At 65.8% G+C, this 15,174-nt stretch carries 17 protein-coding genes; 6 read left to right on the top strand and 11 right to left on the bottom strand.

Translation table 11 applies throughout. The features are described from left to right. Positions 1-12 precede the first annotated feature (12 nt). The 4 genes from pspA to pgsA form a co-directional block, all read right to left on the bottom strand. The gene (gene pspA / locus ACLQI9_RS18585) at positions 13-858 is read right to left on the bottom strand and encodes a phage shock protein PspA (protein ID WP_442378531.1); all 846 of its coding nucleotides are present in this window, start codon (positions 856-858) and stop codon (positions 13-15) included. A gap of 92 nt (positions 859-950) precedes the next feature. Continuing rightward, positions 951-1,283 (bottom strand): transcriptional regulator ClgR, encoded by a 333-nt coding sequence (gene clgR / locus ACLQI9_RS18580; RefSeq protein WP_442378532.1) that lies wholly within the window; start codon positions 1,281-1,283, stop codon positions 951-953. A 97-nt stretch (positions 1,284-1,380) separates the two neighbouring features. Further along, complete coding sequence (locus ACLQI9_RS18575; RefSeq protein ID WP_442378533.1) at positions 1,381-1,869, bottom strand: CinA family protein; 489 nt, start codon at positions 1,867-1,869, stop codon at positions 1,381-1,383. After that, on the bottom strand, positions 1,847-2,443 hold the full coding sequence (gene pgsA, locus ACLQI9_RS18570; RefSeq protein ID WP_442378534.1) for a CDP-diacylglycerol--glycerol-3-phosphate 3-phosphatidyltransferase: 597 nt from the start codon (positions 2,441-2,443) through the stop codon (positions 1,847-1,849). The genes ACLQI9_RS18575 and pgsA overlap by 23 nt, the downstream gene beginning before the upstream one ends. 55 nt (positions 2,444-2,498) lie before the next feature. Between pgsA and ACLQI9_RS18565 the strand changes: the two genes are divergently transcribed. Next, positions 2,499-3,020 carry an amino-acid N-acetyltransferase gene (locus ACLQI9_RS18565; RefSeq protein WP_442378535.1) on the top strand — a complete coding sequence of 174 codons (522 nt, stop codon included), beginning with the start codon at positions 2,499-2,501 and terminating at the stop codon, positions 3,018-3,020. Between the two features lie 68 nt (positions 3,021-3,088). On the opposite strand, the gene ACLQI9_RS18560 is transcribed toward ACLQI9_RS18565, so the two are convergent. Further along, positions 3,089-5,581, bottom strand: coding sequence for a DNA translocase FtsK (locus ACLQI9_RS18560; RefSeq protein WP_442378536.1), 2,493 nt, complete (start codon positions 5,579-5,581; stop codon positions 3,089-3,091). Positions 5,582-5,747: 166 nt separating this feature from the next. On the opposite strand from ACLQI9_RS18560, the gene ACLQI9_RS18555 reads away from it, so the two are divergent. Genes ACLQI9_RS18555 through ACLQI9_RS18545 form a run of 3 tightly spaced genes read left to right on the top strand, consistent with a single transcriptional unit; the run spans position 5,748 to position 7,769 of the window. Then, positions 5,748-6,062, top strand: coding sequence for a putative quinol monooxygenase (locus ACLQI9_RS18555; protein WP_442378537.1), 315 nt, complete (start codon positions 5,748-5,750; stop codon positions 6,060-6,062). Then, a complete protein-coding gene (locus ACLQI9_RS18550) occupies positions 6,062-6,895 on the top strand; it encodes a mycofactocin-coupled SDR family oxidoreductase (protein ID WP_442391990.1) in 834 nt (277 codons plus the stop codon). Before ACLQI9_RS18555 ends, ACLQI9_RS18550 begins: the two co-directional genes overlap by 1 nt. Position 6,896: 1 nt before the next feature. Further along, on the top strand, positions 6,897-7,769 hold the full coding sequence (locus ACLQI9_RS18545; RefSeq protein WP_442378539.1) for an SAM-dependent methyltransferase: 873 nt from the start codon (positions 6,897-6,899) through the stop codon (positions 7,767-7,769). Positions 7,770-7,981: 212 nt separating this feature from the next. Here the strand turns inward: ACLQI9_RS18545 and ACLQI9_RS18540 are convergent, their stop codons facing one another. Then, positions 7,982-8,152 (bottom strand): hypothetical protein, encoded by a 171-nt coding sequence (locus tag ACLQI9_RS18540; RefSeq protein ID WP_442378540.1) that lies wholly within the window; start codon positions 8,150-8,152, stop codon positions 7,982-7,984. A gap of 1 nt (position 8,153) precedes the next feature. On the opposite strand from ACLQI9_RS18540, the gene ACLQI9_RS18535 reads away from it, so the two are divergent. Continuing rightward, entirely contained in the window at positions 8,154-8,363 is a 210-nt protein-coding gene (locus ACLQI9_RS18535) for a hypothetical protein (protein WP_442378541.1), read from the top strand. Between the two features lie 4 nt (positions 8,364-8,367). Here the strand turns inward: ACLQI9_RS18535 and ACLQI9_RS18530 are convergent, their stop codons facing one another. The 5 genes from ACLQI9_RS18530 to ACLQI9_RS18510 are packed head-to-tail and all read right to left on the bottom strand — an operon-like array spanning position 8,368 to position 13,545. Continuing rightward, positions 8,368-10,044 carry a ribonuclease J gene (locus ACLQI9_RS18530; protein WP_442378542.1) on the bottom strand — a complete coding sequence of 559 codons (1,677 nt, stop codon included), beginning with the start codon at positions 10,042-10,044 and terminating at the stop codon, positions 8,368-8,370. 19 nt (positions 10,045-10,063) lie between these two features. After that, on the bottom strand, positions 10,064-10,966 hold the full coding sequence (gene dapA / locus ACLQI9_RS18525) for a 4-hydroxy-tetrahydrodipicolinate synthase (RefSeq protein ID WP_442378543.1): 903 nt from the start codon (positions 10,964-10,966) through the stop codon (positions 10,064-10,066). A gap of 58 nt (positions 10,967-11,024) precedes the next feature. Then, positions 11,025-11,777, bottom strand: a complete 753-nt coding sequence (gene thyX / locus ACLQI9_RS18520) for an FAD-dependent thymidylate synthase (protein ID WP_442378544.1) — start codon at positions 11,775-11,777, stop codon at positions 11,025-11,027. A gap of 23 nt (positions 11,778-11,800) precedes the next feature. After that, entirely contained in the window at positions 11,801-12,853 is a 1,053-nt protein-coding gene (locus ACLQI9_RS18515; RefSeq protein WP_442378545.1) for a polyprenyl synthetase family protein, read from the bottom strand. Then, on the bottom strand, positions 12,850-13,545 hold the full coding sequence (locus ACLQI9_RS18510; RefSeq protein ID WP_442378546.1) for a hypothetical protein: 696 nt from the start codon (positions 13,543-13,545) through the stop codon (positions 12,850-12,852). The genes ACLQI9_RS18515 and ACLQI9_RS18510 overlap by 4 nt, the downstream gene beginning before the upstream one ends. A gap of 87 nt (positions 13,546-13,632) precedes the next feature. Between ACLQI9_RS18510 and ACLQI9_RS18505 the strand changes: the two genes are divergently transcribed. After that, positions 13,633-15,168, top strand: a complete 1,536-nt coding sequence (locus tag ACLQI9_RS18505) for a hypothetical protein (RefSeq protein WP_442378547.1) — start codon at positions 13,633-13,635, stop codon at positions 15,166-15,168. Positions 15,169-15,174 lie beyond the last annotated feature (6 nt).

Below are 15,174 nucleotides of genomic sequence, written 5' to 3'. Positions count from 1 at the left end.
CGCTCCGCTCGTCTACTGCTGGCCGATGGGCTTCTCGGCGGGGGCGGCTTGAGGGACCGCCGCCGGAGTGGCCGGGGTTCCCGCAGTGCCCGGAGTTGCCGCGCGGTCGCCGACCGCCCCTCCAGCCGGCAACGCGTCGCCGCGCATCGATGCGCGGATCTGCTCCAACCGCGAGTGGCCGGCCATCTCCACGCTGGCCTGCTCGACCTCGAGCATGCGGCCCTGAACCGAGTTCTGCGCCAACTCAGCCTCACCCATCGCGTTGGCGTAGCGGCGTTCGATCTTGTCGCGCACCTCGTCGAGGCTCGGGGTGGTTCCCGGAGCAGCGATCTCGCTCATCGACCGCAGCGACGCGCTGACCTGCTCCTGCATCTTGGCCTGCTCGAGCTGGCTGAGCAGCTTGGTGCGCTCGGCGATCTTCTTCTGCAGCACCATCGCGTTTTGCTCGACGGCCTTCTTGGCCTGCGCCGCCGCGCCAAGCGCCTGGTCGTGCAATCCCTTGAGGTCTTCCACGCTCTGCTCGGCGGTCACCAACTGGGCCGCAAAAGCCTCCGCGGCATTGTTGTACTCGGTGGCCTTGGCGGTGTCTCCGGCCGCGGTGGCCTGGTCAGCCAGGGTTACCGCCTGCCGCACGTTGACCTGAAGCTTTTCGATGTCGGCCAGCTGCCGGTTGAGCCGCATCTCGAGTTGGCGCTGATTGCCGATCACCTGCGCGGCTTGCTGGGTCAGCGCTTGGTGCTGACGCTGCGCTTCCTCGATGGCCTGCTGGATCTGAACTTTGGGGTCGGCGTGCTCGTCGATCTTCGCGTTGAACAGCGCCATGACGTACTTCCACGCTTTGACGAACGGATTGGCCATGGATTAGCTCCGCCTTCGTGTGTAGGTGTCTGCACTCGTCCTGAAGCTCAATTTATCGGTTCCACGCCGATTACCACACCCTTGCGGTGCGGCTAGGCGCGGGCTGATAGGGCCAGAGCGACAACCGGCGGGATGACGACCTTCGTGCTGACATCGATATTCGCCGCGCTGGCCGGCGCGACCGTGCCCTCGCGGCGTGCCAATTGCTCGCCGGACTCGACGAGCAGCTGTGACAACGGGACATCCAGCGCAGTGCAGATCGCGCTCAGCAGCTCGCTGGACGCCTCTTTACGACCGCGCTCGACCTCGGACAGGTAGCCCAAGCTGACCCGCGCAGCGTCTGACACTTCACGCAGGGTCCGGCCTTGTTTGGTTCGGGCCCGACGCAGCACGTCGCCGAGAACCTCGCGCAGCAACGACGCCATCGCGCTCTCCTTAAGTCCGCTCAGCTGAGATGGTTCATCAGGTCAACGACCGCCGCGCGGCCATTGGTTCCCGCGCGGCCGCTTTGGGTCGGCGGATTCACGCCGCCGCGACGAGTGCCCGCAGCCTGCTGATCGACTCGCGCACCGCCGAGATGCGGATATCCCAGCGCGTCCCGCGCAACTGCAGCTCGACTACCTCGGTGTCGATAGGCCCGGCCAGGCCCATGAACACCGTGCCCACCTCGTGCCCACCATGCGGCTCGGGTCCGGCCACACCGGTCAAACCCACGCCCCAGGTGGCGTCGCATCGTTGGCGCGCGCCGACGGCCAGCGCCCGGGCGGTCGGCCCGGCCACCGGCCCAACCTCGTCGAGGATCTGCGGCGCGACCCCGGCCAGCACGACCTTGGTGTACTCGGTGTAGGTGATCAGGCCGCCGCGCAGAACCTCGCTGGCGCCGGCCACTCCGGCGAGCGTGGCCGCGAGCAGCCCCGCGGTCATCGACTCCGCGGTGGCGACGCTCTGCTTGCGGACCGTCAGATCCGCTACCAGTCCTCGGGCGTCGTCAGTCAGCAGCGGGTCGTCCACGGACATCCCTCACGGCGGAAGCGACGTAGTCCACGCCGGTGACCAGGGTCAGCACGATCGCGGCCACCATCACCACCGACGCGGCCACCGACCACGATCCCGACAGCGGCAGGATGAAGAGTCCGATCGCGACGGCCTGCACGAGGGTTTTGAGTTTGCCGCCGCGACTGGCGGGGATGACGCCGTGGCGCAGCACCACAAAACGCAACACGGTGATGCCAACCTCGCGGGACAGGATCACCACCGTCACCCACCACGGCAGGTCACCGAGCATCGACAGCCCGATCAACGCCGCGCCGACGAGCGTCTTGTCCGCGATCGGGTCGGCCAGTGTGCCGAATTCGGTCACCATGCCGTAATTGCGAGCCAACGAGCCGTCGAGGCGATCGGTGATAACGGCGACGGCGAAAACCACGAAAGCCGCAATTCGGCTGACGGTTTCGTGACCATTCCCGGCGAACAGCACCAGCAGAAACACCGGGACCAGCACCAGCCGCAAAAGCGTGAGCACGTTGGCGAGGTTGGTGACGCGGACGCGCGGGACCACTGGACCGGTTTGAGGCTGCCCCGACACCGCAACAGAATATCGGTTGCTCGTCCGATTGGCTGAAGCCATTACTGTGCAATTCGTGAACGCAGCAGGCGGTCCACCGACCAACCGGCCGGTTATCCGGCGCGCGCGGACCTCTGACGTACCGGCGATCAAGCGGTTAGTCGACACCTACGCCGGCAGGATCCTGCTGGGAAAGAACCTGGTGACGCTGTATGAAGCCGTCCAGGAATTCTGGGTGGCCGAGCATCAGGACGAGGTGGTCGGCTGCGGCGCGTTGCACGTGCTGTGGTCCGATCTCGGCGAGGTGCGCACCGTGGCCGTCGCCCCCACGATGACCGGGCAAGGCATCGCCCACGCCATCGTCGACAAGCTTCTCGATGTCGCCCGCGAACTGCAGCTGCAGCGGTTGTTCGTGTTGACCTTCGAGACGGAGTTCTTCGGCCGGCACGGGTTCACCGAGATCGAAGGGACGCCGGTGACCGCAGAGGTGTACGACGAAATGTGCCGCTCCTACGACATCGGTGTCGCCGAGTTCCTGGATCTCAGCTACGTCAAGCCCAACATCCTGGGCAACTCGCGGATGCTGTTGGTTCTCTAGATGCGCGAGCAGACGCAAAAGCCCCCGACACGCCGCGCGAAAAGGGGCTTTTGCGTCTGCTCGCCGGACTACTCGTCTTCCTCGTCGTCGGCGCCACTATCGGTACCCCGGATGGACGCCAGGGTCGCGGCCAGCTCATCGGGCTTGACCAGCACGTCGCGGGCTTTCGAGCCTTCGCTGGGGCCGACGATCCCGCGAGTCTCCATCAGGTCCATCAACCGGCCGGCTTTGGCGAACCCGACCCGAAGCTTGCGCTGCAGCATCGACGTGGAGCCGAACTGGCTGGACACCACCAGCTCGACGGCCTGCAGGAAGACGTCCATGTCGTCGCCGATATCGGGATCGACATCGGTGCGTTCACCGGTGGGCTTGGCGGTGGTGACGCCATCGGTGTATTGGGGTTCGGCCTGTTCTTTACAGGCGGTGACGACGGCGTGGATCTCCTCGTCGGTGATGAACGCTCCCTGTAGGCGGATCGGTTTGTTCGCGCCCATCGGCAAGAACAGGCCGTCGCCCATGCCGATCAACTTCTCGGCACCCGCCTGGTCCAGGATCACCCGGCTGTCGGTGAGCGACGACGTCGCGAACGCCAGCCGGGACGGCACATTGGTCTTGATCAGGCCGGTGACCACGTCGACCGACGGCCGCTGGGTGGCCAGCACCAGGTGGATACCGGCCGCGCGGGCCTTCTGGGTGATCCGCACGACGGCGTCCTCGACGTCGCGAGGCGCGGTCATCATCAGGTCGGCCAGCTCGTCGACGATCGCGACCACGTAGGGGTAGGGCCGGTATTCGCGTTGGCTGCCCAGCGGTGCGGTGATGGCGCCGGATCGCACCTTGTCGTTGAAGTCGTCGATGTGACGCACCCGCGACGCCTGCATGTCCTGGTAGCGCTGTTCCATCTCCTCGACCAGCCAGGCCAGCGCGGCAGCGGCCTTCTTCGGCTGGGTGATGATCGGCGTGATCAGATGCGGAATGCCTTCGTAGGGCGTCAGTTCCACCATCTTCGGGTCGATCAGGATCATCCGGACTTCTTCCGGGGTGGCCCGTGCCAGCAGCGACACCAGCATGGAGTTGACGAAGCTGGATTTACCGGACCCAGTCGAACCCGCGACCAGCAGATGCGGCATCTTGGCCAGGTTCCACGAAATGTATTCGCCCTCAATGTCTTTGCCAAGCGCGACGACCAGCGGATCGTGGTCGCGTCGCGTCGACGGCGCGGTGAGCACGTCGGCCAGCCGCACCATCTCGCGATCGGTGTTGGGCACCTCGATGCCGACGGCGGACTTGCCCGGGATGGGTGCCAGCATCCGGACGCTCTCGGTGGCCACGGCGTAGGCGATATTGCGGTGCAGCGCGGTGATCTTCTCCACCTTCACCCCGGGTCCCAGCTCCACCTCGTAGCGGGTGACCGTCGGCCCCCGGGTGCAGCCGGTGACCGCCGCGTCGACCTTGAACTGCTCTAGCACCGACGTGATCGCTTCGGCCATGTGATCGTTAGCGGCGCTGCGTTTCTTGGGCGGGTCCCCGGCCACCAGCAGGCTCAGCGACGGCAGCGTGTAGGGCCCCTCGACGACCCGGTCGAGCAGCACGGTGTCCTGCTTGCCGGCGGATTTGGCGCCCCGACGGCGGCCGCGCGAGACGGCGGGCTCCGGCACTGTCGGGCTGTCGTCCGCAGCGACGGGCGAGGGCCATGCCTGCGCTTCGTCGTCGCCGTATGCCGACGGGTCGTCGTAGTAACCGTCGGAAAAGTCCTCGGCGACGGGGCTTTCCACATCTGCGTCGGCGTCGAAGGCCTCCGTCTCAGCTTCGGCGCCGTCGAACATCCGGGTACCGAACATGAACCGCAGCGTGTCGGGCACTTCCCGGATCGTGGTGCCGGTCAACAGCAGTAGTCCGAACAACGAGCCGATGAACAGCAGCGGTGCGCAGATCCATGCGGTCAACCCCTCCGAGAGCGGTCCCCCGATGGCGAAACCGATGAATCCCGCCGCGTGCGCGCGCCCGACCGGACTGTCCGGCGAGCCGGCCCACAGATGCCACAGGCCCAGCACCGGCAGCGCGACCATCGCCGCACCCAGAACCAGCCGCGGCCGGGCGTCGGGATTGGGCTCGGTGCGCATCAACAGCAGCGCGATCGCCGCGGTGACCAACGGCAACACCACGACCGCCGAGCCGATGAATATCCGCAGCACCGAGTCGACCCACGCGCCGACCGGGCGGGCGGCGTCGAACCAGGAACTGGCGGCGACGACGACGGCGAGCCCCAGCAAGGCCAGGGCAATCCCGTCCCGGCGGTGCCCCGGGTCGATCTCGCGGGCCCGCCCGACCGACCGCGCCGTGCTGCCGGTCCCCTTGGCCACCATCAACCATGTCGCGCGCACGGCCCGCCCGCAGGTCAGACCGGCGCTGGTGACCAGCGAGTGATTGCGGCGTCTGGCGGGCCTGCGCGGCGCGTTGGCGGGCCGGCGCCGAGGCTGCGCCGACCTGGGCCCACCCCGCGAAGCAGCCTTTGACCTGGTCGTTCGAGCGCCGGACCGGGCGACAGCCTTGCTAGCCATACTGGCAAGCCTAATCGCAAATGCCTCATCTGCACCATCCGCCACACTGGTTAGCACCGTCTCGCGGCCCAACCGGGCGCTTAGTCCCTGCAACGGCGCAGTAGGGTGACAGCCGTCACGTAGCTATCCACTGCGTACCGACCCGCAAACCGCCCAGGAGGCCCCCATGCCCGTCGTCGTTGTCGCCACCATGACCGTCAAGCCCGAATCCGTCGACGCCGTCCGCGAGATCCTCACCCGCGGGGTCAAAGACGTGCACGACGAGCCCGGTTGTCAGCTGTACTCCCTGCACGAATCGGGCGACACCTTCGTCTTCGTCGAGCAGTGGGCCGATGCCGATGCGCTGCAGACGCACAGCACCGCACCCGCCATCACCGCGATGTTCAAGGACGTCGGCGACCATCTGGCCGGCGCGCCCGACATCAAGATGCTCACACCCGTCGTCGCCGGCGATCCGGACAAAGGTCAGCTGCGCCACTGATGGGCCTGTCGCCGGACGGCAGCCTTAACGGAAAAGTTGCGCTGATCACCGGCGCGGCCCGCGGGCAGGGCCGTGCCCACGCGGTGCGACTGGCTTCCGAGGGCGCCGACATCATCGCCGTCGACCTCTGCGATCAGATCGCCAGCGTGCCGTATCCGCTGGCCACCCCCGACGATCTCGCCGCGACCGTCAAGCTTGTCGAGGACACCGGCGCGCGCATCGTGGCCCGCCAAGCAGACGTCCGCGATCGGGCTGCGCTGGCGACTGCGCTGCAGGCTGGTCTCGACGAGTTCGGCCGGCTCGACATCGTGGTGGCCAACGCGGGAATCGCTCCGATGCAATCGGGCGCCGACGGTTGGCGCGACGTCATCGACGTCAACCTCACCGGCGTTCACCACACCGTGGAGGTGGCGATACCCACGATGATCGCCCAAGGCGACGGCGGATCGATCGTGCTGATCAGTTCGGCCGCCGGCCTGGCCGGTGTCGGCAGCGCCGACGCGGGCTCCCTCGGTTACGCCGCGGCCAAACACGGCATGGTCGGGTTGATGCGCGTGTACGCCAATTTGCTTGCTCCGCATAGCATCCGGGTCAATTCGGTGCATCCGGCAGGCGTCGACACGCCGATGATCAACAACGAGTTCACCCGGGGTTGGCTGGCCCGGCTGGTCGCCGAGTCCGCTTCGCCGCCGGACATGGGCAACGCGCTGCCGGTGCAGGTCCTCGCACCGGACGACGTCGCCAACGCGGTGGCGTGGCTGGTGTCCGATCAGGCGCGCTACATCACTGGCGTCACCCTGCCGGTCGATGCCGGCTTCCTGAACAAGCAGTAGCGTGGCGCGAAATCCCGCGGCGGAGACCGCGTTCGGCCCCATGGTGCTGGCCGCCATGGAACAGAGCGAACCGCCGGGGCGACGGCTGGTGGACGACGATCTGGCGGCGCGGTTTTTGCCGGCGCCGACCCGGTGGCTGGTCACCGCGACACCACCCGCTCTGATGCGACGTCTGATGATGGCGGCGATGGAGCGCGACGGTCCCGGGTTGTGGGCCAACATGACCTGCCGTAAGCGCTATATCGCCGACAAGGTCACCGAAGCACTCGACAGCATCGACGCGGTGGTCGTCCAGGGCGCGGGGTTGGACACCCTCGCTTACCGATTGGCGCGAACAAGTGTCATCCCGATCTTCGAGGTGGACCAACCGGTCAACATCGAACGAAAGGCCGCCGCCGTGCGACGAGTGCTGGGCACGATACCGAGCTCGGTTCACTTGGTGCCGTTGGACTTTGAGCGCGACGACGTCCTCACGGCGTTGGCCGAACGAGGTTACCGCGCCGACTACCGCACGTTTTTCGTCTGGGAGGCCGTGACCCAGTACCTCACCGCCGACGCCGTCCACGCCACCCTCGAAAGCCTGCGGCCGGCGGCGCCGGGGAGCCGTCTGGTGTTCACTTATGTCCGGCGGGATTTCATCGACGGCGTCGACTTCTATCGCGCCAAGCAGCTGTACCGCAGGTTTCGGCAACGGCAACAGCTGTGGCGTTTCGGGTTGCAGCCCGCGGAGGTTGCGGCTTTTCTGGACGGACACGGTTGGCGGTTGGTGGAGCAGCTCGGACCCGAGCAGATCGTGCAGCGCTACGTCGAGCCGACGGGCCGTAACCTGACCGCATCACAGGTTGAGTGGTCGGCGTACGCGGACAAGGCTTAGCCACCGCGAACCCGGATCAGCGCAATACCGGAATTCCCTAAACGGCACTGCACCACCGACCGGCCTGCACACCATGGGCGGGATGCAGATGGGCGTGAACCCGATGGCTCTAACCCCACCAACACGATCATGGCGGTCGCGCTGCGCACCGCGCGCGCGGGCTCACCGGCAGGCGCTACCCCACACCGACCCCCGCCTACGCCGGACGGAGCTTAGGTAAAACTGGCGGTATGCCAATCATCGGTGTCGATCACGTGCAGCTGGCCATGCCCGCCGGCGGGGAGGACCGGGCCCGCTTCTTCTACCGCGACGTGCTCGGCCTGCCGGAGCAGCCCAAGCCGCCGAACCTCGCCACGCGGCGGATGCTGGTTCGGCACCGACACCGTGCGCATCCACCTCGGGGTGGATCTGCAGTTTCACCCCGCCACGAAGGCGCACCCGGGGCTGCCGGTCGCCGACTTGGAGTCGATGCTGCGCACGTGCCGCGAGCACGGCCTGGAAATCGCCGACGCCGAGCCGCTGGACGGGTTCATCCGCGCCTACGTCAACGACCCCTTCGGCAACCGGCTGGAATTGATGGAGCCCAACGCATGAAAGCTCAGACTTCGATGACGGTTGGCACGATCATCGGTTGCCGACGATAGGTCTCCCCCACCCACTTGCCGACCGTGCGGCGGACCGCCTGCGCGATCCGGATCGGGTCGGTGACGTTTTCGGCCGCCAACGATTCCAGCTCGGCCTCGACCTTGCGGACGGCCGGCTCCAACGCCTTGGGATCCTCGGAAAAGCCGCGCGAGTGCAGATGGGGCACGGCCGCCGGACGTCCCGTCCCGCGCTGCACTACCACGGTGACCGCGACGAAACCCGACGACAGGATGAGCCGCTCACCCAACGTAATATCGCCGACGTCACCGGTGATGAGCCCATCGACGAACATCTTGCCGACCGGTACCGCACCGGCGATGGCGACCTTGCCGCCAACCAGGTCGACGCTGACCCCGTTCTCCGCCAAGACAATCGAGGAGTCGGGCACTCCCGTGCTGGCGGCAAGCTTGGCGTTGGCCCGCAGCATCCGCCAGGTGCCGTGCACCGGCATGACGTTTCGGGGCCGTATCCCGTTGTACAGGAACAGCAGCTCGCCGGAATAGGCGTGACCCGAAACATGTACGCGGACTTGCTGATTGGTGACGATGCGGGCTCCAATTTTGGCCAGCGAGTCGATGACACCGTAGACGGCTTCCTCGTTGCCCGGTATCAGCGACGACGAGAGGATGATGAGGTCCTCAGCGGTCAGCGTGATGCTGCGGTGCTCGCCGCGGGACATCCGCGACAGCGCCGACATCGGCTCACCCTGAGTTCCCGTGGTGATCAGCACAATCTGGTCGGGCGCCATCATCTCCGCGGCGCCGATGTCGATCAGGTCGGAGTCCGCCACCCGCAGAAAACCCAGCTCCCGGGCGATCCCCATGTTGCGCACCATCGACCGCCCGACGAGGGACACCCGCCGGCCCAGCGCGACCGCGGCGTCGATGATCTGTTGCACCCGATCCACATTCGAGGCGAAACACGCCACGATGACGCGGCCGTGAGCACCCCGAATCAGCCGATGCAAGGTCGGCCCGACCTCACTTTCCGACGGCCCAACACCGGGAATCTCGGCGTTGGTCGAGTCGCACAAGAACAGGTCCACGCCGGCGTCGCCGAGCCGGGACATCCCCGGCAAGTCGGTGGGACGCCCGTCCAACGGTGTTTGATCGAGCTTAATGTCGCCGCTGTGCAAAACGGTTCCGGCGGCGGTGCGCACGGCGATAGCCAGCGCGTCGGGAATGGAGTGGTTCACCGCGAAGTACTCGCATTCGAACACCCCGTGCGTGCTGAGCTGTCCCTCCGCCACCTCCACGAACACCGGTTTGATCCGATGCTCACGGCATTTCGGGGCGACCAACGCCAAGGTGAACTTCGAGCCGACGACCGGAATGTCGGGACGCAGCTTGAGCAGAAACGGAATCGCCCCGATGTGGTCCTCGTGCGCGTGGGTCAGCACCAGCGCCTCGACGTCGTCGAGCCGGTCCTCGATGTGACGGAGATCGGGCAGGATGAGGTCGACGCCCGGCTCGTCGTGGGTGGGAAACATCACCCCGCAGTCGATGATCAACAACCGGCCCAGATGCTCGAAAACCGTCATGTTGCGGCCGATTTCGCTGATCCCGCCCAACGCGGTGATCCGCAGACCGCCAGTGGTCAGCGGACCCGGCGGCCGAAGGTCTACATCCACTGATGAGCCACTTTCCGGCTTACCTGAGCACCGAGGCCGCACGCATGTCGACGGCGAGTGCGTCAATCTGTTCGGCAGTCGCGGCCACCTGTGGCAGCCGCGGGTCGCCGACCTCAACGCCCTGTAGGCGCAACCCCGCCTTGGACATCGTCACCCCGCCGAGGCGACTCATGGCGTTGCACAGCGGGCTGATCGCGACGTTGATCTTGCGGGCAGTTGTGACATCTCCGGAGGCAAAGGCGGACAGCAAGTCCCGGAGCTGACCTGCCGCCAGGTGGGAGATCACGCTGATGAATCCGGTGGCGCCCATCGCCAGCCAGGGCAGGTTCAAGGCGTCGTCGCCGGAGTAGTACACCAGACCGGTTTCCGCCATCAGCTGCGCCCCGGCGTGCAGATCACCCTTGGCGTCTTTGACCCCGACGATGTTCGGGTGCGCCGCCAGCGCACGGAGAGTCTCGGACTCGATCGGTACCACCGAGCGTGGCGGGATGTCGTAGAGCAGCACCGGCAGCGGAGTTGCGTCGGCGACCGCGGTGAAGTGTGCGATTAGCCCGGCCTGCGGTGGTCTCGAGTAGTACGGCGTCACCACCAGCAAGCCGTGTGCGCCCTCGGCGGCGCACGCCTTGGCCAAATGGATGCTGTGCGCGGTGTCGTAGGTGCCCGCTCCGGCGATGATCCGGGCCCGGTCTCCCACCGCCTCCAGCACGGCCTGCAGCAGAGCGAGCTTCTCGGCATCGGTCGTGGTCGGCGACTCGCCGGTGGTGCCCGATATCACCAATCCGTCGCAGCCGGCGTCGACGAGGTGATTCGCCAATCGCACCGCGGCCGGGATATCGAGGGAGCCGTCGGGTCCGAACGGCGTCACCATGGCGGTCAACAGCGTGCCCAAGCGTGTATAGACGTCGAATCCGCTGGTACTCACGGACCCAGGTTACCTGGCGGCGCCAGCCTTTTTAGTCAGCGCCGACGACCACGCCGGCTCAGGCCTCGGTGGCTAGCGGACTTGTCGCCACCTCGGTGCCGTCGGCCAGCGTGGCGATCTGGAAATCGCCGAAGACCGCGGGCGCGACGTCGATGAGCTGGCGTAGACACGCGATCGCCAGCCGCCGGATCTCCACATCGGCGTGCTCGCTGGCCCGCATGGCGATGAAGTGCCGCCAAGCTCGGTAGTTTCCGGTGACCACGATGCGGGTCTCAGTGGCGTTGGGCAACACAGCGCGGGCGGCCTGACGGGCCTGTTTGCGCCGCAATATCGCGTTGGGTTGATCGGCGAACTTGGCTTCCAGCCTGCTCAGCAGCTCGGTGTAGCTGGCGCGGCTGGCGTCGGCGGCCTGGGCGAGGATCTGCTGCAATTCGGCGTCGTCTTCCATGCCCGGCGGTACGACGACCTGCGATTCCTTTTCGGGAACGTAGCGCTGCGACAACTGCGAGTAGGAGAAATGCCGGTGCCGGATCAGCTCGTGCGTGCATGAGCGTGAAATGCCGGTGATGTAGAACGACACACTCGCGTGCTCGAGCACCGAGAAATGCCCCACGTCGATGATGTGCCGCAGATAGCTGGCGTTGGTCGCGGTCTTGGGATTGGGCTTGGACCAGCTCTGATAGCACGCCCGCCCGGCGAATTCGACCAGCGCTTGGCCGCCGTCGGCGTCGGCGCTCCACGGCACGTCCGGCGGCGCGAAGAACTCGGTCTTGGCGATCAGTTGCACGCGCAACGGCGCGGTCTCGGCCACGGCGATCTACCCTAGCCCGGCGGTTAACGCCAGCGCGCCCAGACGTAGGGCACCAGCGCTCGCAGAAAATCAAGGTCCGGACCCGGTTCGGCACCGGCAAAGGCGTGCTCGAAATACTCCTCGGCGACCAGCAGAATGCCTTCGGCGTATTCGCTGGTGAACGTGATGCTGCCGTAGACGTCCATCAAGTCGCGGACCGTGCGGACCAGTTCGGACGATCGTTCCGGTCGCTTCAGGTGCAGGTATTCGCGGACCAGCGCGCGATCTGAGCCCTGCGCGACGCTGAGGAGGTGCATGAGCGGCAGCGTGCGTTTGCCCTCATAGAGGTCGCCCAGAATTTCCTTGCCGTACATGCGCTCGTCACCGACCAAGTTGAGCAGGTCGTCGCGGATCTGAAATGCCGCGCCGAAGTGAAAACCGAACCGCACCAATGGACCTAGCTCCACCTTGCCGCGCGAACCGACGATTGCGCCGACGCGCAGCGGGTGGATGGTGGTATACCAGCACGTCTTGTGCATGATGAGGTGCAGGTAATCCTCCGGGATCAGATCCTCCACTTGGTCAAGCTGCCAACCGATCTCGGTAGCCTGCCCCTCGAGGGTGCGCATTGCCATGGTGTCGAACTCGCCCCAAACCAGGTCGGCCAGATCGCGGTCGAGGCGGCGAGTAGCCCGGCGCAGCACCTGGCTGGCCACGATCGCCAAACCGTCACCGGCGTTCAGCGCCGCGGCTATCCCGTACGTCGTCGCCAACGTGGGCCGGCCACGGCGCATCTCGCTGCCGTCAGCAACATCGTCGTGGACGAGAAAAGCGTTATGCATTAACTCGATTGCCACAGCGATGCCGAGCAGGTCGTTCGGGTCTGCTCCAAAAGCACGGCCGGCGGACAGGCACAACGCCGGACGTAACGCCTTGCCTGGCCGGGACGGGTACTCCCGCATCGGCGCGTAGAGCCATTGACTTGGTTCCCCGTCGGGCATTGCGTCCAGCATCGAGTGGCGCACCACTTTGCCAACCTGCCGCAGCCGGTCTTCGACGGTGGAAATGAGTTCAGATTGGTCGGCCGTACTGGTCATGAGCCCTGCGGCAGCACGCTCAACACGACCGGCAACCAGATGTCGGGATAACCGTCGGCAAGCAACGTGCCACGGTAGTGGCCGGGACGGATGTCGTCGGGCACATCGACCTGAATCGTGACGCCACGGCTGCATCGAGCCACCATCGGCACGGCGTCGGGCTCGAAGCGCACCATCGAGGAAGCGATCACCGCGCCGTCATGGGCCAACAAATCGCTGCACCGCAACCGCACTTTGCCGAGATCCTCGGCGCCGGCGTTGTGCAGCCAGACTTCTGTCGACACCGCGCCGGATTCGCTGGCCACCAAGGAAACAGCTCCGCTCGACGTCGCGTGCTCGACATCAAGCGTCGCAGTCCCGCCGTGCGGTTGGACCACCCCGCGCAGCGATTCGAGGGTCTGGGCGGCCAACCGCTGCCATAGCTGCAACACTTGGTCGACGTCCGGCGGCGGTGTGGCTCGATCGCCCCGCGGGTCGGCCGCCGGCTCGGGAGAAGGCGCCTGTTCGCCATCCGTCCGGTCGGCGACGGAATTGGTGCCGGTCATCCGTACGAACCGATTGACGATCTCGGTGGCGGCCCGAAACCCCCGAGCCTGAATCTCACCCAGCGCCCGTATGTTCAAGGCTGGGTCGAACACCGAGGCCCACGGAATGTCGGAGACATTGCCGTCGTCACCACGCCGTTCGGTCACACGCACCTCCCTTGGGCTCCCCTGGATCGCCGCACATTTGGCCTGCTCATCGGTATGCTAATGGCACAAATAGCGAGAGGGTCGGTCTTGCTGAATCTGTTGCAGAGCCAATTGGCGTTTTACGGCGCGATTGATGACGCGGTCGTCCACGCCCAGCAGGGCGGCGGGGAGAACTCGGATGAGGTGCTGCGCACCGTGGAAGCCATGCTGCCGGGCACTACCGGCTTCGGGCAGGCCGGCTGGTATCGGGAACTCGAAGATTTCGCCAACCGTCCCGGGGTGCGCAGTTCGGACGTGCCCGTAACATTTCCCAGTTTTACGGACTCGCTGGCCTATGTGGCGGAACCGACCGCTGCCGGTCGCGACGAGGTCGCCGTCGCCGCGTTTCAGGGCGACCTCGATCCGGAGCGGGAACGGTTGGCGGAACACGTTAGCGGTTCCTATTACCCGAACGATGATCCGGCGCTGGCCCGTTGCGCCTACGCGGCACTGGTGCTGCAGCAGATCGCCCAGCTCGGCGGCCTGCCCCCCACACTTACGACTCAGCAGGATGCGCCTACGCGAATCATGGCTTATGCGATCAACGCTTGGGGCGGCTCAACCAAGAAGTTGACCGACAGCAAGGTGAAATCGAATAAGAGGGTTCAGCGTCTGCTGACGCAGGCCGGCGCGGTCCACTCACGGGAGAACTGGCATAGCCTTGCCGCGAAAGAAGTCAGCAAGAAGTTTGCCGATCAGTCGCTGCCGTGCTTCGGCACACTCGTGAACGTGGACGGTCAGTACTGCAGCACCATCTACACCGACGCGACGGATGACACGCTGTCGGTTGACGATATCGAGAAAATCATCGACCCAACGAATTGGAGCCTTTGCTGCAAGTTTTTCTGCAACGTCGCTGCCCAAGCTCCGCCGTACACGCCACGCGGATGGTCACGAATCCTGGAAACGATCGGCCCCGACTGCAGTGAGTGGTGCCTGAAAACAGCACTGGTCTTCTATTACGGAAGCGACAGCGGCAGCGGCAGCATCTTCATCAATTACGACCTCGACCCTAACCGCCAGAACGACTCGGGCCTTGTTGAGGTCGATAACGGCTACATCTGGATCACACCGACGAACGGTACCGATCCCTCACAAAATGGCGTGCAGATCCGCACCAGCAAACAGGAACGCGTGCAGGGACTGAGCCCTACTGCAACCTCTGCGCTCGGCTGCCTGCTGGGTTGGGGCGACGCCGCCTACGAGCTGCTGGGCGGAACGGCTAAAAAAATTCTCGACGGCACGATTTCGGCCAACTTGCAGCCGTTCCAGGAAACCCCGCCGGCCGGGTACCAGTCGCAAACGGACTCAGGCGGCGCGCAGCCTCCCGTCGCCGGCGCACGTCGCACGCTGCCACCGAATTTTGCCGATGCGGTTAAGGATGCCCGCGACTTACTCAACAATCTGATCAACCGCACGCGCGACGTCACGGGCGATGCCGCCAACCGGTGGATGGACGGCATGACTCGTGAAGATGTCAAGGAAATCACCGAAGGCATCGGCACCAATCTGGAAGAGTTCGCGCTGGACGTCTACCAGACTGCGGAAAACGACGTGAAACCCCAAGTGACGAAGGCGAATTAGGATGGC

The sequence above is a fragment of the Mycobacterium sp. genome (assembly GCF_052143115.1).
GTDB lineage: Bacteria > Actinomycetota > Actinomycetes > Mycobacteriales > Mycobacteriaceae > Mycobacterium.
This window is presented reverse-complemented; position numbering and strand designations above follow the sequence as displayed.

What these genes read in the sequence shown, in the direction of transcription:
- pspA (WP_442378531.1), bottom strand. Translation starts at nt 858, where the DNA reads ATGGCCAATCCGTTCGTCAAAGCGTGGAAGTACGTCATGGCGCTGTTC.
- clgR (WP_442378532.1), bottom strand. Translation starts at nt 1,283, where the DNA reads ATGGCGTCGTTGCTGCGCGAGGTTCTCGGCGACGTGCTGCGTCGGGCC.
- ACLQI9_RS18560 (WP_442378536.1), bottom strand. Translation starts at nt 5,581, where the DNA reads ATGGCTAGCAAGGCTGTCGCCCGGTCCGGCGCTCGAACGACCAGGTCA.
- ACLQI9_RS18555 (WP_442378537.1), top strand. Translation starts at nt 5,748, where the DNA reads ATGCCCGTCGTCGTTGTCGCCACCATGACCGTCAAGCCCGAATCCGTC.
- ACLQI9_RS18550 (WP_442391990.1), top strand. Translation starts at nt 6,062, where the DNA reads ATGGGCCTGTCGCCGGACGGCAGCCTTAACGGAAAAGTTGCGCTGATC.
- ACLQI9_RS18515 (WP_442378545.1), bottom strand. Translation starts at nt 12,853, where the DNA reads ATGACCAGTACGGCCGACCAATCTGAACTCATTTCCACCGTCGAAGAC.